This is a genomic window from Roseateles sp. 22389 (genome assembly GCF_052044995.1).
Taxonomy (GTDB): Bacteria; Pseudomonadota; Gammaproteobacteria; order Burkholderiales; family Burkholderiaceae_C; genus Roseateles.
In genome coordinates this window covers 594088-613397 of the sequence record NZ_JBQEOF010000001.1, presented here as the reverse complement: position 1 = coordinate 613397, position 19310 = coordinate 594088, and the positions used below count along the sequence as shown (strand labels likewise).

General features: G+C 71.1%; 13 protein-coding genes. 9 read left to right on the top strand and 4 right to left on the bottom strand.

What is annotated here, in order from left to right; genetic code table 11:
- Positions 1 to 46: 46 nt before the first annotated feature.
- Complete coding sequence (locus ACTJKJ_RS02705; RefSeq protein WP_440819516.1) at positions 47 to 763, top strand: cistern family PEP-CTERM protein; 717 nt, start codon at positions 47 to 49, stop codon at positions 761 to 763.
- A gap of 173 nt (positions 764 to 936) precedes the next feature.
- Here the strand turns inward: ACTJKJ_RS02705 and ACTJKJ_RS02700 are convergent, their stop codons facing one another.
- The 4 genes from ACTJKJ_RS02700 to ACTJKJ_RS02685 all read right to left on the bottom strand — a co-directional run bounded on the left by ACTJKJ_RS02700 (position 937) and on the right by ACTJKJ_RS02685 (position 6555).
- A complete protein-coding gene (locus tag ACTJKJ_RS02700) occupies positions 937 to 3108 on the bottom strand; it encodes a S8 family serine peptidase (protein ID WP_440819515.1) in 2172 nt (723 codons plus the stop codon).
- A gap of 267 nt (positions 3109 to 3375) precedes the next feature.
- Positions 3376 to 4737 carry an MATE family efflux transporter gene (locus ACTJKJ_RS02695; protein WP_440819514.1) on the bottom strand — a complete coding sequence of 454 codons (1362 nt, stop codon included), beginning with the start codon at positions 4735 to 4737 and terminating at the stop codon, positions 3376 to 3378.
- Between the two features lie 203 nt (positions 4738 to 4940).
- Positions 4941 to 5204: a hypothetical protein gene (locus ACTJKJ_RS02690; RefSeq protein ID WP_183483374.1), complete on the bottom strand. Its 264-nt coding sequence runs from the start codon at positions 5202 to 5204 to the stop codon at positions 4941 to 4943.
- 154 nt (positions 5205 to 5358) lie between these two features.
- Entirely contained in the window at positions 5359 to 6555 is a 1197-nt protein-coding gene (locus ACTJKJ_RS02685; protein WP_183483376.1) for a phospholipase A, read from the bottom strand.
- 110 nt (positions 6556 to 6665) lie between these two features.
- On the opposite strand from ACTJKJ_RS02685, the gene ACTJKJ_RS02680 reads away from it, so the two are divergent.
- From ACTJKJ_RS02680 to ACTJKJ_RS02645, 8 genes are all read left to right on the top strand, one after another.
- Complete coding sequence (locus ACTJKJ_RS02680; RefSeq protein WP_440819513.1) at positions 6666 to 8120, top strand: hypothetical protein; 1455 nt, start codon at positions 6666 to 6668, stop codon at positions 8118 to 8120.
- A 169-nt stretch (positions 8121 to 8289) separates the two neighbouring features.
- On the top strand, positions 8290 to 9192 hold the full coding sequence (locus ACTJKJ_RS02675) for an N-acetylmuramic acid 6-phosphate etherase (RefSeq protein ID WP_440819512.1): 903 nt from the start codon (positions 8290 to 8292) through the stop codon (positions 9190 to 9192).
- 109 nt (positions 9193 to 9301) lie between these two features.
- A complete protein-coding gene (locus tag ACTJKJ_RS02670) occupies positions 9302 to 10585 on the top strand; it encodes an MFS transporter (protein ID WP_440819511.1) in 1284 nt (427 codons plus the stop codon).
- Positions 10582 to 11748, top strand: coding sequence for an acyltransferase family protein (locus ACTJKJ_RS02665; protein ID WP_440819510.1), 1167 nt, complete (start codon positions 10582 to 10584; stop codon positions 11746 to 11748). Before ACTJKJ_RS02670 ends, ACTJKJ_RS02665 begins: the two co-directional genes overlap by 4 nt.
- A gap of 33 nt (positions 11749 to 11781) precedes the next feature.
- Complete coding sequence (locus tag ACTJKJ_RS02660) at positions 11782 to 13308, top strand: glycoside hydrolase family 10 protein (protein ID WP_440819509.1); 1527 nt, start codon at positions 11782 to 11784, stop codon at positions 13306 to 13308.
- 534 nt (positions 13309 to 13842) lie between these two features.
- On the top strand, positions 13843 to 17274 hold the full coding sequence (locus ACTJKJ_RS02655) for a TonB-dependent receptor (protein WP_440819508.1): 3432 nt from the start codon (positions 13843 to 13845) through the stop codon (positions 17272 to 17274).
- A gap of 187 nt (positions 17275 to 17461) precedes the next feature.
- Entirely contained in the window at positions 17462 to 18460 is a 999-nt protein-coding gene (locus tag ACTJKJ_RS02650) for an N-acetylglucosamine kinase (protein ID WP_440819507.1), read from the top strand.
- Complete coding sequence (locus tag ACTJKJ_RS02645; protein ID WP_440819506.1) at positions 18457 to 19299, top strand: N-acetylmuramoyl-L-alanine amidase; 843 nt, start codon at positions 18457 to 18459, stop codon at positions 19297 to 19299. Before ACTJKJ_RS02650 ends, ACTJKJ_RS02645 begins: the two co-directional genes overlap by 4 nt.
- Positions 19300 to 19310 lie beyond the last annotated feature (11 nt).

Sequence of the window (19310 nt, the reverse complement as noted above, 5' to 3'; positions counted from 1 at the left end):
CAGGGGAGAACAACAGCCACGTGCATCGTCCGGGAAGGGATCGATCATGAAGCCAACAATGATCCATGGGCTCGCCGCCGCCGCGGCTCTCCTCTTCTGCAGCCAGGCGCAGGCCACCGCGGTGGTGTTCGGCGGCCTCAACGACACCACGACGCTGATCTACACCAGCACGCTCGACGGCGCCACGCTGTCGGCCACGGTGAAGTTCACGCTGACCAGCTGGTCCGCGACCAGCGCCACCTTCGCGACCATCGTCACGAACAACTCCTTCGGGCCGGGGCAGAACGCGCTGCTGTCGTTCGGCATCGACGTCGTCACGCCGGCGCTCCAGGGCGCCACCGCCGGTTCCGGATGGTCCGCGTCGATCGACGACAACTTCCCGAGCTTCAAGAAGGTCGACCTGTGCGTCTGGGCCGGCAACAACTGCTCCGGCGGACCGATCGGCGACGGGCTGGGCGAGGGAATGATGTCGTCCTTCAACCTCGTCCTCACGGCCGAGGCCGGCGGTGATTTCACGCAGGGCATCACCTTCACCAGCCCCTACTCCGCGAAGTTCCAGAGCGTCGGCACGAACGAGGTGTCTGTGGAGTTCGCCGGTTGCGTCGCCAGCCAGCCGGGCTGCGGCGAAGGCGGTGGCGGCGGCTCGGGCGGCGGCGGCGGCAACGTGCCGGAACCCGACGCGCTGGCGCTGATCGCCATCGCGGCACTCGCCGCCGGGCTGTCGCGCCGGGTGCTGACACGCCCGCTGCGCCGCGCGTCCTGAGACCTGGCCACGCGAAAGCAGGCCTCGACGGAAAGCCCGCTTCGGCGGGCTTTCTTGCGTTCCGGCGAGCACTCGCGCGGCTTGGGCGTCGTCGTAGGCCCCGATGCTGTCGCTGCTCTCGAGCGGCGGGGNCCGGGTCAGCGCAAGGCGAAGCCCCGCGCCGGTCCGCGCGCCTACTTCGTGAAGGACGTCGTCGCCACCGCGGTGTTGCCGGCGGCATCCTTCGCGACGGCCTGGATCGTGTGCGTGCCGGCCGAGGCCTTCTTGAGGTTCCAAGTGAAGCTCAGGGTGGCGCCGGTGCCGCTCGCCACCTGCGCGCCGTCGACGTAGAGGGTCTGGCGGATGCCGGCGTCGCCGGCGTTGTCGCTGGCGCGGGTCGAGATCGTCAGCGTATTGCCGGCCAGCTTGGCATTGGCCGCGGGCGTCGCGATCGCGATCACCGGCGCCTGGGTGTCGACCAGCGCCGCATTGGCCACCGTCAGCGTCACCGCCGCGCTGGTGCCGGCATTGCCGGCCGCGTCGACCGCGGTGGCGGTGAGCGTCACCGCGCCGTTGGCGACCCGGGTCGAGTCCCAGCTGAAGCCGTAGGGCGCCGAGGTGTCCGAGGCCACGACGCTGCCGTTGACCCGCAGGTCCACGCGGGCGATGCCCTGGTTGTCGGAGGCGCCGACATCGACCGCGACCAGCCCGTTGACCGTCGCGCCGTTGAGCGGCGCGCTGACCGAGACGGCGGGCGGCTGGGTATCGGGCGCGGGCGCGGCCAGCACCGCATGCATCGCCGCGCCCGCATTGATGCGGCCCCAGCCGAAATACGGATCGCGCCCGGCGGTGCCGAGATCGACGGCGGTGGTGAACAGCGCGTTCTGGATCGCGCTGCCGCTGAGCGTCGGCCGGGCCGACATCAGCAGCGCGACGGTGCCGGCCACGACCGGGCTGGCCAGCGAGGTCCCCCACCAGGCGCCATAGCTGCCGCCGCGCTGGGTGGTCCAGATGTTCTGCCCGGGCGCTGCCAGCGCGACGAAGTTGCCGTAGCTGGACCAGCTGGTCCTGGCATCGGTCTCGTTGGTGGCGGAGACCGGGATCATGCTGGCCGTGGGCGTGATGCCTTCGTCGATGCCGTTGTTGCCCGCCGCGACCACGACCAACCCGCCCTTGCTGCGCAGGTAGTCGGCCGAGCTCTGCACCGAGACGCTGCCCGCCACGCCGCTGTAGCTGATGTTGGCCACGCGGGCGCCCTGGTCCGCCGCCCAGCTCAGGCCTTGCGCGACGGTGCTCCAGTAGGCATAGGCATTGGGATCGGCGATGCGCACCGGCATCAGCTGCGCCTGGCCGGCGACGGCCGCGACGCCGATGCCGTTGTTCACGGCCGCCGCCGCCGCGCCGGCCACCGCCGTGCCGTGGCCGTGGACGTCGCTGGTGTCGGCGTTGCCGTCATAGAAATTCCAGCCCGGGACCATGCGGCCGGCCAGGTCGGGATGGCTGGCGTCGATGCCGGTGTCCAGGATCGCGATCTTGATGCCGGCGCCCTGGGCGGTGTCCCAGGCCTGCGGCGCATTGATGCGCACCAGGTGCCACTCGCTGCCCATGTAGGGATCGTTGGGCGTCATCGCGGGCGACACCCGCATGTCCAGCTCGGCCGTCTTGAGCTGCGGATGCCGTGCCAGCACCATCGCCACCGCGGTCTCCGAGGCATTGGGCGGCAGGTCGACGATGGCGACCTGCGTGCGGCCGATGCGACGCGCCTTGCCGCCGTGCGGGCCGAGGATCCTGGCCAGTGCCTTGTCGTCCAGGCCCGCCCGCGTCTGCACCAGCAGCCGCTGGCGCGCCCAGCCGTTGGCCGTGCCGGCCGCGGGCGGCGGCAGCTCGAGCTCCGTCTGCGGGCCGCCGGGCCGGATGCGCAGCGCCTGCGCGAGCGCATCGAAGGCATCAGGCTTGCGCCGGCTCAGGCGCGTCAGCACGCGGCCGTCGACGGTCAGGGCGACGCAGGCGTCGCCTTCGCAGAACACCAGGGCGCTGGCCTCGTCGGTCGCCTTCCACGACGACAGGTCGAGCCGGTCGCAGAGCAGGTTGCCGATCAGCGCGTGGCGGATCTCGTCGTCGTAGCGGTACTGGCCGTTGACGCCGGCGCGGCTGAGCATCACCAGGTCGTCGATGCGCAACTGGTCGATGCGGCGGGCGAGCGCCTCGCGCACGGCGGGGCTCAGGTCGGTATAGCGCTCCAGGCCCTGCGATGGCGACAGTTCATTGCGCAGTTGCTCCGGACGCGCGGGCGCGCAAGGCGGCGTCGAAGCCGGCGTGGCCGCGGCGGCGGCGGCGGCAAGGACGAAGGATGCAAGCACGGACATGGCGGTCTCCTCCGCCCCGAGCGGCGGTCCCCGGCCTGCGGAGCCGTCCCTGCGGAGCTCGTTGTCGTCCCCCTGACGGCGGCCGGCGCGTCTGCGCGCGCACGGTCGGTCTCTCGCAGCAAGGCCCGGGCCAGCACGGCAAGTGGCGACGGCGATTGAGGTTTTTCCGTCGGCCCCGGCGGGACGGCGCGCGAGTGTCAAATCCGTCGACAGCGCCGCGGCTTCACGGCTTCACAGCCTCGTGGCCTCACGGCCTCGCCGCCCGCGTCAGTGCGCCTGCGCGGCCAGGCGCAGCCGGCGGTGCACCGCGCGGGCCTGCGGGACCCAGCCCAGTCGCGCCCAGCGGCGCCACATCAGCAATCCGCGGATCCATTCGTCCGCGGCATAGGCGATCCACAGGCCGACCAGGCCCAGCCCGAACACCTCGCCCAGCAGCCAGCTGCCGCCGGCCAGCACCAGCAGCATCGAGCCCGCGCCGACCATCACCGGATACTTCGCGTCGCCGGCGGCGCGCAGGGCGTTGATGACCACGAGGTTGAAGGTCCGCCCCGGCTCCAGGATCACCGTGATCCACATCAGCACGGCCGCGCTGGCGAGGATGGCCTCGTCGTGGGTGAACAGCGTCAGCAGCCACGGCGCCGCCGCCGCCGCCGCGCCCGCGACCACCACGCTGATCGCCAGCCCGCGCGCCAGCGCGCGGCGCACCAGCCGGTGCGCCTCGTGCAGCTGGCCGGCGCCGATCAGGTGGCCGACGACGATCTCCGCCGCGAAGCCGGTCGCCAGGCCGGGCAGCAGCACGAAGTACATCAGCTGCGAGGTGTAGCTGTGCGCCGCCAGCGCCGACGCGCCCAGGTGCCCGGCCACGGCGATGCTCACCATGTAGGCCAGGCGGTAGGCGATGTTCTCGGCCGCGCCGGGCAGGCCGATGTGCAGCACCGCGGCGAGCTCCGCGCGCGGCAGACGCCACCAGTCCGAGGCGCGCGGGCGCAGGTCCAGGCGCGCGCGCCACAGCCAGACATGCAAGCCCAGGCCGAAGGCGCGGCTCAGCGCCAGCGCCAGGGCGAAGCCCGGCAGCCCCAGGCGCGGCATCAGCAGCACCGACAGCAGCAGCTGCGCCGCCTGCATCGCCACCAGCACCAGCAGCGTGTCGCGGCTGCGCAGGTGGGCGCGCATGACGCTGGCCATCGAGGCATTCCAGGCGTCCAGCATCAGCGCCGGCGCCAGCGCCATCAGGAAGGGCTGCGCCAGCGGCAGCACTTCCGCCGGCGCATTCATCAGGCGCAGCAGCGGGCCGGCGAACAGCAGCGCCATCACCGCGGTGGAGCCGCCCAGCCAGCTGCTGGCGCCGAGCGCGGCGCGCGCGGTCGCGTCCGCCACCGCGCGGCGGCCGCTGCCCAGCGCCTGCGTGATGACCACGCTGATGCCGGCGCCGATGATGCGGAAGAGGATGAACAGCGTGGCCGCCAGCTGGTTGGCCAGCGCGAAGGCGGCCCCGGCGGGATCGGAGATCCGGGCCGCCATCATGGTGCCGATCACGCCGACGGCGATGCCCAGGCAGAGCTCGAGGAACAGGGGCCAGGCCAGCGAGAACAGGCGGGGCGACGGCGGCGTGTGCGAGGGGGACGACATGGTGCGGCGGCGGGAGGCGGACGCGCGCCGCCGCTGACAGCGGTGGACACGAGCGCGGGATTCTCTCGTGGCGTCGCCGCGCCCGGGGGCCGTAACCGCGATGAAACCGACCGGGCCGTCGACGTTGTCGTTTCGCCGCCACCGGACGGTGGCGAAGCCGGGCCGTATCGGCCGTGTGGGGGCTGCGTGCGCCGGGGCGCCGCTCAGGCGGCCGAGGGTCCGGCCGGCGCGGCCACCGGGCACATCGGCAGGCCGCCGGCGAGGAAGGCACCGCGTTCGGCGTCCAGGGCCGGGCGCAGCGAGACCAGCGTCGCGCGCTCGCCATAGAGCTCGTCGAGCTCCTCCAGCAGCAGCGCGCGCACCGCCGCCTCCGCCGAGGGCGGCAGGGCGCGGACCCATTGGCGGTCGCGGCCGTCCAGGCGGTAGAGCACCACCCAGATGACGCAGGTGTCGATGAAAGCGGACATGCGCGCAGCCTAGTCGAGCCGCCGCGCGAAGGCGATGGGGGCGGGCCGCGCGGGGTGCGCCATATTCATCACAAACGGGCCCGGTGACGCGCCGGCGGCGACCGGTCGTGACGGAAGTCCGGGCGGCGTCGGCCGGCCGAGTGCGCGGTCGCGCCTAGCGCCATTCGATGACGGACACGCCCAGCCCCACCCGCGATTCGCGGAAGTTGTAGTCGATCAGGCTCTCGCCGTAGCCGCTGAACAGCTGCAGGTAGCCATGCAGGCCGCCGCCGATCGGGAAGGCCCATTCCAACTGCGCGGAGCCGCGCGAGCGGTCGCCGAAACGCAGGCTGTGCCGCGCCGTCAGCGCCAGCACGTGGCGCCCCAGCTTCTGCGTCACCAGCACCTCGCCGCGGCCGACGTAGTCCTGGATGCGCGGGTTGTCGTCGCTGCCGCCGTTCAGGATCCGCCACCAGGGCCGCAGGCTGACGGTGGTCTCGCCGTGTTCCAGGCTCAGGTCGCCGATCAGCCGGTTCCAGCTGCGCGACAGCGGCGCCGCCCGGCCGTTGGACTGGTGGTTCAGGCTCAGGCCCACCATGCTGGCCTTCCAGCCGAAGGGCAGCGCCACGTCGGCGCCGTGGGTCACGATCAGCTCCGGCTCGTAGTTGGTCTCGCGGAACGGCCGCGACACGCGCCCGTTGTAGACCTGCCAGCGCGAGCTCTGGGTGTAGGCGCCCCAGACGGACAGGCTGCCGTGGTCGTCGAGCGACCAGATCTTGGACTTCAGGCTGATCTGGAACTTGGCTTCGTTCTTGTCCAGGTCCAGCGCCTGCACCACGCCGTTGTCCGGCGTTTCGGACGACGGCGCCGGGGAGCGGTTGGAGCGCGAGGTCCAGGACACCGGCAGCAGGTAGACCGGCTTGTAGGGCCGCGGCAGGAAGCGCGGGAGCTGGTCACGGCAGGACAGCTCCCAGCGCTCGGACAGCGTCGAGCCCAGGTAGTTGCGGGCGCTGCCCGAGGCCTCCGGCAGGCGCGAGCACGGATCGTCCACCCGCGGCACGCTGGCCGCGGCCGCCACCGGCAGCGCGGCGGGCACCGGCACCGGCGCCGCCTGCGCGACCGCCGATGGCGGCGCCGCGTCGGGCGCGCGGCCATGCAGGCGGTCGTAGCAGGCCAGCCGGGCGTCGTTGTCCGCGATGGCGGCGCACTCGGACGGCGTCTTCGCCGCCGCGGCGGCGTTCAAGGCCGGGGTCTGCGCCGGCAGCGCCGCGACCTGCGCCGACGCCTCGTCCGACCAGGCGGCGATCAGTGCCGCCAGCACCGCCGCCGCCCACGTCATCGCCTTCGCGAGGCGCAGGCGCCACGTCCTCATCGACACCATCGTGCATCCGTCCTAGTCCAGTCGAAGCGGGCGGGATGCAAACGGCGTTCCCGGCCCGGGCGGCAGAACTTGCCGAGGCACGCTCCCTAGAATCGGCCGCCATGCAGCCGTCCACCGCCCCCGTTTCCTTGTCGACCGCTCCGGCGCCGGGCAAGTCCTGGCCCCGATGGCACCACCGGCCCCGCTGGCCTGCATGGGCCGCCCTGGCCGCGCCACTGCTGCTGAGCGCCTGCGCCCAGTGGTCGCGCGCGCCCCAGGCCCCGGCCTCCACGCCCCAGGCCGTGCCCGGCGGGCCCTTCGCCCCCGCCGCGCTGCAGGCCCTGCGGCCGGAGCAGTTCCGCTCCACCGTCGGCAGCGGCGCCGACGCGCAGGCGCGCTGGATCAACGACCGCACCCGCATCCGCACCGCCGCCGCGCAGGCAATGGCCGCGCCGCAGGACGGCGCCGCCTTGCGCGAACTGGCGCAGGCGCTGCGACTGGTCGCCCATTACCGGGCCGAGATCGACACCGCCCGTCCGGCGCTGCTGGCCGCGCTGCCCGCGCTGGACAACCAGCCGGCGGAGGTCCAGCGCCCGCTGCTGACGGCCGCCTTCACGCTCTACGCCTTCGACGCGGCGCCGCTGCTGCGTCCGCTGCTGCCGCGCCTGGCCGCGCCGCGCGAATTCGCGATCGCCGCCTATGCGCTGATGCAGACCCGCCAGCCGGCGGACCTGGCGCTGATCCAGTCGCAACTGGCGCAGCGCGACCGCGACGAGCCGCGCCTGCAGGCGCTGGCCCAGGCCCTGGCGACGGCGCAGGGCGTTCCGCAGCCGGCGCGTCCGCCACTCGCCGACCTGCTGGCGATCCGCCCCGGCTACCCGGTGGTGTTCAGCTTCCAGCGACCGGGCCGGCAGCAGATGGGCCTGGCGCTGGTGCGGCAGGCCGACGGCCGTTTCGTGCGACGCGCCGATGGCGGTCTCTTCAACATCGAGCAACTGGCGCTCTCCAGCAGCGGCCTGCCGGGCACGATCACGCTGGGCAACACCCCGCAGGGCCTGTTCACCATCCAGGGCGCCGGACGCGCCGCCTCCAACATCTGGATCGGCCCGACGCCTTACCTCCACACCAAGGTGCCGGGCGAAGCCAGCGTTGCCGAGTACGAACAGCGCGTCCCCGGCGCCGACGAGCCGGCCTGGACGCTGGACCGCTACCGCGCGCTGCTGCCTGCGTCCTGGCGCGACTACGCCCCCTTGCAGGAGGCCTGGCTGGCGGGACTCGCCGGTCGCGACGAGATGCTGATGCATGGCAGCACCATCGATCCGCGCTACTACGTCGGCAGCCGCTTCTACCCGGGTACGCCGTCGGATGGTTGCCTGGTGGCGATGGAGTACTGGTCGCCGGAGGGCACGATGGTGCACAGCGACCAGATCGCGCTGCTGCAGGCCTTCACCGCCCAGGGCCGTGACCGCGGCTACATGGTGCTGGTCGAACTGGACCCGGCCCCCACGCCGGTCGCCCTGGCCGAGGTGATCCAGTCCGTGCTCGACGCCGAGGCCCGCACGCCCGGCCGCCGGTGAGGCTCGAACAGGGCGTGAGGTTCGCGGACGCGAGGCCTCATGCCCTGGTCGGGCCTGCGCGCCGAAGGTGGCAGTCCTTGCCAGAGCCCTTGCGATCACCACCGGTTATGGCGTTCCCGCGCCGTTTCATTGGCAGCCGCCGGGCGCGCCCACTAGAGTAGGCCGCACCATGCCCGATTCCCCGCAGCCTCTGAACACCGAAGCCCCGAGCGAGCATCACCCGGATCTGGACCTGTACGACAGCCTCCGCCTGATGGAGGTCTTCATCGACGACCAGCGCGCGGCCGTGGCGGCGGTGCGCGCGGCGGCCGGGGCGCTCGCGTCGGCCGTGGACGCGGCGCTGCCGCGGCTGATGGCCGGCGGGCGGCTGCTGTACGCGGGCGCGGGCACCTCGGGCCGGCTCGGGGTGCTGGACAGTGTCGAGCTGGTGCCGACCTTCTCCTGGCCGCGCGAGCGTGCCGTCGCGGTCCTGGCCGGCGGCGAGGGCGCGATGTTCGTGGCCGTCGAGGGCGCGGAGGACGACGAGCCGCAGGGCCGCCGCGACCTGGAGGCGCTCGCGCCGACGCCGCACGACGTCGTCATCGGCATCGCCGCCTCGGGCCACACGCCGTATGTGCTGGGCGCACTGGCGGCCGGGCGCGCGGCGGGCGCGCTGACGGTGGCGCTGGCCAACAACCCGGGCGCCGCGGTGCTGGCCGCCAGCGATCATCCGATCCTGCTGGACACCGGCGCCGAGGTCATCTCGGGCAGCACGCGGCTGAAGGCCGGCACGGCGCAGAAGATCGCGCTCAACAGTTTCTCGAGCGCGCTGATGGTCCGCCTGCACAAGGTTCACGGCAACCTGATGGTGGACATGAAGGCGACCAACGCGAAGCTGGTGCGCCGCGCGGTCGCGCTGACGATGCGTGCCAGCGCTGCCGACGAGCCGGCGGCGCGCGCCGCGCTCGAGCGCTGCGGCTTCCACGTCAAGACGGCGATCGTGATGCTGCGGCGCGCGATCGATGCGGAGGCGGCCCGGGCGCTGCTCGCGCGCCATGCGGGCAATCTGCGCCAGGCGCTGGCCGAGCGCTGATCCGCAAGCGGCCCTCGCACGCAAGCGCGGCAATCCCCATGCGGCCGCCACTGCGTTTGCACCGACACTGAGGCCCATGTCCGCCGCGCCTGTTTCTCCCGCTTCTCCCGTGACTCCCGCTTCGCCGTCGCCGCGAGGTCCCTGGGCCTGGGTGCCCACGCTGTACTTCGCGCAGGGCATGCCTTACGTGGTCGTGATGACGCTGTCGGTCATCATGTACAAGAACCTGGAGATCTCTAACACCGACATCGCGCTCTACACCAGCTGGCTCTACCTGCCCTGGGTCATCAAGCCGCTGTGGTCGCCGCTGGTCGAGCTGCTGGGCACCAAGCGGCTGTGGATCGTGACGCTGCAGTTCGCGGTCGGCGCGGCGCTGGCGATGGTGGCGCTGACGCTGCCGATGGAGCGCTTCTTCCAGCTCTCGCTGGCGGTGTTCTGGCTGATGGCCTTCGCCTCGGCCTCGCACGACATCGCCGCCGACGGCTTCTATCTGCTGGCGCTGGAGAAGCATCAGCAGGCCGCCTTCGTCGGCGTGCGCTCGACCTTCTATCGCGTGGCCAACATCGGCGGCCAGGGTGGGCTGGTGTGGCTCGCGGGCGAGCTGCACGACCGCGGCGGCAGCTGGGCGCTCGCCTGGCAGGGCGTGATGGCGGTGCTGGCCGGCGCCTTCCTGCTGCTGGCCGCCTGGCACCTGTGGCGGCTGCCGAGACCGGCCGTCGACGCGCCGGTCCCGCCCGCCGAGCGCCGCTGGGCCACCTTCTTCGAGATCTTCCGCGCTTTCTTCCGCAAGCCGGGGCTCGCGGTCACGCTCGGCTTCCTGCTGCTGTACCGCTTTCCCGAGGCGCAGCTGCTGAAGCTGGCCACGCCCTTCCTGCTCGATCCGCTGGACCAGGGCGGCCTGGCGCTGAGCAACAAGGAGGTTGGCCTGGCCTACGGCACGATCGGCCTGATCGCGCTGACGCTGGGCGGGTTGCTCGGCGGCTGGATCATCTCGCGCGTCGGACTCAGGCGCGCGCTGTGGCCGCTGGTGCTGGCGATGCATCTTCCCAACGTGGTGTTCCTGGCGATGGCCTGGGCCCATCCGGGCAGCCTGGCCCTCATCAGCGCGGCCCTGGCGGTCGAGCAGTTCGGCTACGGCCTGGGCTTCACCGCCTACCTGATGTACATGGTGCTGGTCGCCGAAGGCCCTCACAAGACCGCGCACTACGCGATCTGCACCGGCTTCATGGCGCTGGGCATGATGCTGCCCGGCATGTGGAGCGGCTGGCTGCAGGACCAGCTCGGCTACCTGCACTTTTTCGGCTGGGTGCTGCTCGCGACGATCCCGTCGCTGGTCATGACCGCGCTGATCCGCATCCCCGAAGGCTTCGGCCGCAGGGAGCCCGGCGCGTGAGCGCGGCCGCGCCCGGCATGCGACCGGCGGCCGGCGAGCGGCTGCTGTCGCTGGACGCCTTCCGCGGCTTCGCGATCGCGGCGATGCTGCTGGTCAACAACCCGGGCGACTGGTCGGCGCTGTACGCGCCGCTCGGACACGCGCAGTGGCATGGCTGGACCTTCACCGACTGGATCTTCCCGTTCTTCGTCTTCATCAGCGGGATCTCGATGAGCTTCAGCCTGGCCCGACGCGGCCGGGTCGACGACCGCGGCGCGCTGCTGCGCCATGCCTGGCTGCGCGGGACGACCATCGTCCTGATCGGCCTGCTGCTGAACCTGTTCCCGTTCTTCCACTTCGAGACGGTGCGGCTGCCGGGCGTGCTGCAGCGGCTCGGACTGATCACGATCCTGGCGGCACCGATCGCGCTGTGGTGTGGCTGGCGCGCGCAACTGGCCGTGTTCATCGGCCTGCTGCTGGGCTACGGGCTGATCCAGACCTGCGTGGCCGTGCCCGATGCGCAGGGCGTCTGGCACCGCGGCTCGCTGCAGCCCGGGGAGGACGTCGGCGCCTGGCTGGACCGGGCGCTGCTGGGCGGGCACCTGTGGGCGAAGAGCAAGACCTGGGACCCCGAAGGCCTGTTGAGCACGCTGCCGGCCGTCGCCAGCCAGATCGCGGGATTGCTGGCGGGCCGCTGGTTGGCACGACGCGGCCGCGATCCCGCCGAGAAGGCGATGTGGTTCATGGTGGCGGGGCTGGGCTGCCTCTGGACCGCCCAGGTCCTCGATGCCTGGACGCTGCCGATCAACAAGAATCTGTGGACGCCCGCCTTCGTTTTCCTGACCACCGGCTGGGGGTGCCTCGTGTTCGGCGTGTTCTACTGGCTCCTCGATGCCGCGCCATTGCCCCGGATGCGCGACGCAATGGCGCGGCGTTTGCAGCCGCTGGTGGTGTTCGGCATGAACGCGCTGTTCCTGTTCGCGCTGTCCGGGCTGGTGGCCCGGCTGCTCGGGCTGGTCCACGTCGCCGAGGGCGTGTCGCTCAAGGCCTGGCTCTTCGCGCCGCTGCGCGCGCTGCCGGTGGATCCGCGTTTCGCGTCGCTGCTGTTCGCCGCCGGCTTCGTGGCGGTGTTCTACGGCATCGCGTGGGCGATGTGGCGGCGCGGCTGGATCGTGAAAGTGTGAGCGGGCCGCACGGCGCCGCCGGATGAAGTTTCGATGCGACGACGACAGTGGATGACCGCGGCCCTGGCCGCACCGGTGTTCGGCAGCCTGGGGACGGCGCTGCCGGGTTGCTCGACGGGACGGTCGAGCGCCGTGCCGGCCCGGACCGAGGCCGCCACCGCCGAGGACGGCCCGCCGCCCGCGCCGCGCGAGTTCCGGGCCGCCTGGGTGGCGACGGTCGCCAACATCGACTGGCCCAGCCGCCGCGGCCTGAGCGACGCCGCGCAGATCGCCGAGATCCACGCGATCCTCGACCACGCCCGGGCGCTGCGCCTGAATGCGATCGTGCTGCAGGTCCGCACCAGCGCGGACGCGCTGTACCGCTCCACGCTGGAACCCTGGAGCGAGTACCTGTCCGGCGTCCAGGGCCAGGAACCGGGCTACGACCCGCTGGCGCTGTGGATCGCGCAGGCCCGTGCGCGCGGTCTCGAACTCCACGCCTGGCTGAACCCGTATCGGGCGAAGCAGAGCGGCGGCAAGTCCGCGCCCGCCGCCACGCACCTGAGCCGCACGCGGCCGGACTGGGTGAAGAAGTACGGCGACCAGCTCTGGATCGATCCCGGCGAACCGGGCGCCGCCGACCACACGCTGGCGGTCTGCCGCGACCTGCTCACCCGCTACGACGTCGACGGCCTGCACATTGACGACTACTTCTATCCCTACCCGGTCCAGGACGCGGCCAAGCAGGACATCGACTTCCCCGACGACGCGAGCTGGCTGCGCTACGTCCGGGGCGGCGGCACGCTGGCGCGAGCAGACTGGCGCCGCGACAACGTCGACCAGCTGGTGCGGCGCTTGTACGAGCTGGTGCGCGAGCTGCGGCCGTCGGCGCGCGTCGGCATCAGTCCCTTCGGCCTGCCGCGGCCCGACCTGCGGCCGGCGGGCATCACCGGGTTCTCGCAGTACGACAAGCTCTATGCGCATGTCGAGCATTGGATGGCCATGGGCTGGCTGGACTACCTGGCGCCGCAGCTCTACTGGCCGCGCGCGCAGAAGCCGCAAGCCTTCGAGCCGCTGATGCGGGCCTGGCAAGGGCTCAATCCGCTGGGGCGGCATGTCTGGCCGGGGCTGTTCACCAGCCGCGCCGGCAACGAGGCCGATGGCTGGCCGCAGGAGGAAATCGCCGAGCAGGTGGCGCTCACGCGCGCCGCGCCGGGCACTGGCGGTCACCTGCACTTCAGCATGGTGGCGCTGCTGAAGAACCGCCGCGGCATCGCCGACGCGCTGCGCGACGGGGCCTATGCGCAGGCGGCGCTCGCGCCCGCCACGCCTTGGCTGTCGGCGCCCGCATGCGGCGCCGTCTCGCTGGCGCGCGAGCCCGACGGCGCGCTGCGGGCCTCCGCGGCGGGCGCGCCGGCACGCGGCTTCGCGCTCTGGCGCCGCGTGGCCGGCCAAGCCTGGCACTTCGAGGCCCTGCCCCCGGACGGCCGCATCCCGCGGCCCTCGCCGGGCGAGGCGCTGGTGCTGTCCGCGATCAATGCGATCGGTGAGGAAGGCCCTCGCGCTTCGTTCGTCGCCTGAACGCAGGGCCTTCACTGTCGATTCGGCGCAACGACCGACCCCGGCGGCGTGCGCTCACCAGCCCTAGGGGAAACCCTCGAACATCGACGCCGATCGGCGGGTTGCGCCACGGGGCGCGCGCCCCGTCCCTGGGCGCTGTGGCGCTTCGGTGTGGCGTGCGTGCCTCACCTGCAAACGCCAGTGAACACTTGTCACAGCTCCTCAACATTGGCTATCCAGACTGCGCCGCTGACGCGTTGGTGAGGCCGCCGTGAGCGCCCCGAAAAAGGGCTCGAATGAGGCATTGACGACGCGCTGTGAAGGAGAGGTCTCCCGATATTGCCGCATTGATGCGGCAGGTTTCGGCTGGTAGGCTTTTTGCTTCATAAGCGGAGATGGCGCGCCCAAGAGCGCGCCCGACGCAACAACAAACGAGGGCGGGCATCGCCGCGACGCGCACCACATCGCGTTGAAGTCGGCGACGGAAAACGTTTGCGGAACGTTCACAGCCCCCTCGGAACGGGTTTCGGTCTGACGTCGCACAGGAGCACAGGAATGAATCAGAAGGATTGGTTGGGTTTTTCGCGGACGGCGCTGGCCGCCGCGGTCGCCATCGTGGCGGCCGCGCCGGTGATGGCGCAGAACACCACCTCGGCCATCGGCGGCCGCGTGGTCGGCGCTGACGGCAAGCCCGTCGCGGGCGCCACGGTGGTGATCCTGCACAAGGAGTCCGGCTCCTCGAACACGCAGACCACCGATGCCGACGGCCGCTACAACGCGCGCGGCCTGCGCGTGGGCGGTCCGTACACCATCACCGTGACCAAGGGCGGCGACCGCGAGGTCAGCGAGAACGTCTACCTCGCCCTGGCCGAGACGCTGGGCCTGGACGTGCAGCTGGGCAAGAGCTCCACCCAGCTCGAGACCGTGGTCACCACGGGCAGCGCCACCGCGGCGAAGTTCAACAACTCGACGATGGGCTCGGGCACGCAGATCAACCGCGCCGAACTGGACGCCTACGCGTCGATCGCGCGCAACCTGCAGGACTACGCCCGCAACGATCCCCGCCTGGCGCAGACCGACAAGGAACGCGGCGAGATCTCGGCGATGGGCCAGAACTCGCGCTACAACTCGATCACGATTGACGGCGTCGCCATCAACGACAGTTTCGGCCTGGAAGCCAACAACCTGCCGACGGCCAAGCAGCCGATCTCGATCGACGCGATCCAGTCGGTGCAGGTCAACCTGTCCAACTACGACGTGACCCAGAAGGGTTACACCGGCGCCAACATCAACGCCGTCACCAAGTCGGGCACCAACGAGTTCAAGGGCAGCGTCTATTACGTCTACCGCAACGACGACATGGTGGGCAAGCGCTTCGACCGCGGCAACCAGCGCTATACCGATTTCCTGCCCTTCAAGGAAGACACCAAGGGCTTCACCCTGGGCGGCCCGATCCTCAAGGACAAGCTGTTCTTCTTCGTCAACTATGAAGAGCTGAAGAGCAACCGCGCCCAGCCCGAGTTCGGACCGATCGGCAGCTCGCTGACCAACAACGCGATCTCGCAAGGCCAGCTCGATGCGATCACGCAGACCGCAAAGAACGCCTACGGCATCGACACCGGCTCGGTGATCGGCCAGTCGCAGCTGTCGGTCAAGGACTACCTGGCCAAGATCGACTGGAACATCAACGACAACCACCGCGCCAGCATCCGCGTCGCGCGCACCGAGCAGTCGGACACCAACAACGGTTCCTTCGGCGGCTACAGCGCGACCGGCCTGCAGATGACCTCGCAGTGGTGGCAGCAGAAGAAGAAGATCGACACCGTCGTCGGCCAGTGGTTCGCCGACTGGACGCCCGACTTCTCGACCGAGCTGAAGATCTCGAACCGGGACTACAACAGCGTTCCGCAGAACAACAGCAACCTGCCCGCGATCGGCATCCGCTTCAACGGCGCGCTGCCCGACGGCGCCCCGGCCGGCGCGAGCACCGGCAACCGCTTCGTGAACTTCGGCACCGAGCAGAGCCGCCAGTTCAACGTGCTGGACACCAAGACCCTGGACGCCTACTTCGGCGCGACCTGGATCAAGAACGACCACGAGATCAAGTTCGGCGGTGACCTGCAGCGCAACAAGATCTACAACGCGTTCTTCCAGAACGTGAACGGCAACTACACGTTCGGCTGCGAAAGCGCTTGGACCTACAGCTTTGGCGCGATCAACTGCAACACCGCCTCCGCGGCGCAGGTGCAGGCGGCGGTGCTGGAGAACTTCACCCGCGGTCGGCCCTCGAGCTACCAGGTCCAGGTTCCCGTGGCCGGCGGCACGCTGGATGACGGCATCGCCAAGTGGACGCTGGGTCAGACCGGCGTGTTCGTGCAGGACACCTGGAATGTCTCCAAGGACCTGAACATCACGGCCGGCTTCCGCGTCGACCAGCTGAGCACCAACGACAAGCCGACCTACAACGCCGCCGCAGCCGCGGCGGTCGTGCCGGGCGCGGTGACGGGCGCCAGCAGCGTGACGCGTGCCACGGGCGGTTTCGGCCTGGACAACTCGACCACCGTCGACGGCGAAAACCTGTTCCAGCCGCGCTTCGGCTTCAACTACGCGCTGGACAGCCGCACCGGCCACAAGAAGCAGATCCGCGGCGGCGCGGGCCTGTTCCAGGGCGCCGCGGCATCGGTCTGGCTGACCAACCCGTACTCCAACACCGGCATGGCCACGCGCCTGGTCGGTTGCGGAACGGCCGGTCTGAACGCCTGCTCGGGCACCGCCTCGGGCGTGTTCAGCGCTGATCCGAACAACCAGCCGATCCTGGCAGGCGCAACGCCGGCCGCCAACGTCGACTTCATCCAGAAGGGCCTGGGCCAGCCGTCCGTCTGGAAGATGAACCTCGCCTACGACGCGGAGCTGCCGTTCTTCGGCATGAACTTCGGCGTCGAGTGGGTCTATACCAAGGTCAACACCGGCATCTACTACCAGCACCTGAACCTCGGTGACCCGACCGCCACCGGTCCTGACGGCCGCTCGCTGTACTACACGCCGCAGAGCTACAGCCCGAACTGCTGGACCAACACGAACGGCAGTCTGAGCACCACCGGCGCTTGCGCCAACGGCCGCTCGCGCGCACTGTCCAACGCATCGTTCGGCAACGTGACCCTGGCCACGAAGACCAAGAAGGGCGACGGCAACGCCATCACCCTGTCGTTCCAGCGTCCGGCCCGTGACGGCTTCGGCTTCGGCGTCGCCTATACCTACACGGAAGCGTCGGAAGTGAGCCCGCTGACCTCGTCGGTCGCGAACTCCAACTTCAACTCGCGCGCCGTCTTCAATCCGAACGAGAACGTGGCCGCCAACTCGGCGTACATGATCCGCGACCGCTTCACCGCCAACGTGACGTGGCAGAAGGCCTTCATCAGCAACCTGAAGACCAACGTCGGCCTGTTCTGGGAAGGCCGTCGCGGCAAGCCCTACAGCTGGACCTTCCTGAACGACATGAACGGCGACGGCGTCGCCGGCAACGACCTGCTGTACATCCCCGCCTCGCGCGGCGCGGCGGGCGTCAAGTTCGCCACCCCGGCGGACGAGGCGGCGTTCTGGAACATCGTCGACAACAACCCCGACCTGTCGAAGTACAAGGGCGCCGTGGTGCCGCGCAACAGCTCGTTCTCGCAGTTCGTGAACAGCTTCGACCTGCGCATCAGCCAGGAAGTCCCCGGCTTCTTCCCGCAGCACAAGGGCAAGGTCACCTTCGACATCCTGAACATCGGCAACCTGCTCAACAAGAAGTGGGGCCGCATCGACGAAGTCACCTTCCAGTCCGCCGGTGGCAACCGTCGCAGCTTCGTGAACTTCGCCGGCATCGATGCCCAAGGGAACTACGTCTACCGCACCAACGCCAACGCGATCAACGACAACCTGGCCATCCGCCAGGTCAAGGGCGAATCGCAGTGGGCCATCCAGGTGACGGCCGCCTACGAGTTCTGATCGACGCACGATCGATCGCGCTCCCTGCGGGCGACCGGCCTCGACGGCCGGTCCTCGCGGACACCACGGGCTCCTTCGGGAGCCCGTTTTTCATGGCGGCCATGAGCCCAACTCATACCCGCCCCGCGCATTGACAATGGCGGGCCCGCGACGCGCCTCTTAAGCTCCGCGCGCCACGCCCTCCCCCATGAGCCTCACCCCCGACGCCACCGCCTCCGCCCACGCGCCCGACCGGCCGGGCAGCGCGCGCGCCGGTGCCGGGCTCGGCCTGGGGCTCGACGCCGGCGGCACGCAGACGCGCTGGGCGCTGTCGCGGCCCGACGGCACGCTGGTCGCGCGCGGCGAGGTCGGCGGCTTCAGCGCGCTGCTGCTGGACAGCAGCGCCGGCCGCGTGGCGCTGGCGCAGACGCTGCAATCGCTCGCCGCCGCGGTGATCGCGCACGCGGCACCGGGCGCCCTGCGCGGCCTGCAGGCCGGCATCACCGGGCTTGGCGAACCCGACGGCCCCGCCGGCCGGCAGCTGCGTGCGCTGCTGGCGCAGCAGCTGGGCCTGGCGCCGGCGCAGATCCATTGCGACAGCGACATCGCCCAGGCCTGGCATGCGCTCTACCGCCCCGGCGAGGGCTACCTGGTCTACGCCGGCACCGGCGCGATCGCGGCCTTCATCGACGCGGACGGCGCGCTGCACCGTGCCGGCGGCCGCGGTCCGCTGCTCGGCGACGAAGGCGGCGGCCAGTGGATCGCCCGCGAGGCACTGGCGCTGGTCTGGCGACGCGAGGACGACGCCCCCGGCGCCTGGACGGACTCGGCGCTGGCGCGCCATCTGTTCGACGAACTCGGCGGCGCGGACTGGCCGACCACCCGCGCCTTCATGTACGGCGGCGACAACGCGGCACGGCGCGGCTCGATCGGCCGGCTCGCGCTGGCCGTCGCGCGCGCGGCCGAGGCCGACGATCCCGACGCCCTCGCGCTGCTGCACCGCGCCGGCCGCGAGCTCGCCCGGCTGCCGCTGGCGCTCGTGCGCCGCCTGGGCGTGCGTCCCGTCACCGCCGCCGGACGTGTGCTGCAATTGCACCCGGCGATCGAGACCGGCCTGCGCGCCGCGCTGCCGCACGACCTGCCCCTCGCCGTTCAACAACCCGACACCGCCCTGGCCGCCGCGCGGCGCGCGGCCCTCGCCCCATGAAGACCAAGCTCCTGACCCTCGCCGCCGCCGCGCTGCTCGCGGCCTGCGCCTCGCCCACGCTGCAGATCGACAAGACGCATGTCTCGGAGAACCAGGACAGCCGCGCGCAGTTCCTGATCCTCCACTACACGGTGCTCGACTTCGACAAGTCGATGAAGGTGCTGACCACCGGCGGCAAGGTCTCCGCGCATTACCTGGTGCAGGACAACCCGTCCAAGGTCTACCAGCTGGTCGACGAGAACCGCCGAGCCTGGCACGCCGGCGTCAGCTACTGGGGCGGCGCGACCAACCTGAACTCGGCCTCGATCGGCATCGAGATCGTCAACGCCGGCTTCACCGACACGCCGCTGGGCCGCGTCTACGCGCCCTATCCGCAGCAGCAGATCGACGACGTCATCCAGCTGACCCGCGAGATCGTCGCGCGCCACGGCATCCGCTCCGACCGCATCCTCGGCCACAACGACATCGCGCCGGGGCGCAAGCAGGACCCGGGCCCGGAATTCCCCTGGAAGCAGCTCGCCGACGCCGGCCTGATCGCCTGGCCGGACGCGGCGCAGGTGCAGATCAAGCGGGCCATCTACGAGGTCGGCCCGGTGCCCGACGTCAACTGGTTCCAGCAGCGCCTGGCGCAGGTGGGCTACCAGACGCCGCGCACCGGCGAGTTCGACGTCGCCACCCGCGAGGTGATCAGCACCTTCCAGATGAAATACCGTCCGGCCAACTTCGCCGGCGACATGGATGCCGAGACCGCCGCGCTGCTGGAGGTGGTCACCACGCCCGGCGGGATGCTCATGAAGCAGCCGCGCGCCGCGGACTCGCAGGTGCGTTCGGCGTATTGACCTGGCGCCGC

Bases quoted from the DNA above. Each gene is read 5' to 3' on its own strand.
- ACTJKJ_RS02655 (WP_440819508.1), top strand. From the start codon at position 13,843: ATGAATCAGAAGGATTGGTTGGGTTTTTCGCGGACGGCGCTGGCCGCC.
- ACTJKJ_RS02645 (WP_440819506.1), top strand. From the start codon at position 18,457: ATGAAGACCAAGCTCCTGACCCTCGCCGCCGCCGCGCTGCTCGCGGCC.
- ACTJKJ_RS02700 (WP_440819515.1), bottom strand. From the start codon at position 3,108: ATGTCCGTGCTTGCATCCTTCGTCCTTGCCGCCGCCGCCGCCGCGGCC.
- ACTJKJ_RS02660 (WP_440819509.1), top strand. From the start codon at position 11,782: ATGCGACGACGACAGTGGATGACCGCGGCCCTGGCCGCACCGGTGTTC.
- ACTJKJ_RS02675 (WP_440819512.1), top strand. From the start codon at position 8,290: ATGCCCGATTCCCCGCAGCCTCTGAACACCGAAGCCCCGAGCGAGCAT.
- ACTJKJ_RS02685 (WP_183483376.1), bottom strand. From the start codon at position 6,555: ATGAGGACGTGGCGCCTGCGCCTCGCGAAGGCGATGACGTGGGCGGCG.
- ACTJKJ_RS02690 (WP_183483374.1), bottom strand. From the start codon at position 5,204: ATGTCCGCTTTCATCGACACCTGCGTCATCTGGGTGGTGCTCTACCGC.
- ACTJKJ_RS02680 (WP_440819513.1), top strand. From the start codon at position 6,666: ATGCAGCCGTCCACCGCCCCCGTTTCCTTGTCGACCGCTCCGGCGCCG.
- ACTJKJ_RS02705 (WP_440819516.1), top strand. From the start codon at position 47: ATGAAGCCAACAATGATCCATGGGCTCGCCGCCGCCGCGGCTCTCCTC.
- ACTJKJ_RS02695 (WP_440819514.1), bottom strand. From the start codon at position 4,737: ATGTCGTCCCCCTCGCACACGCCGCCGTCGCCCCGCCTGTTCTCGCTG.
- ACTJKJ_RS02650 (WP_440819507.1), top strand. From the start codon at position 17,462: ATGAGCCTCACCCCCGACGCCACCGCCTCCGCCCACGCGCCCGACCGG.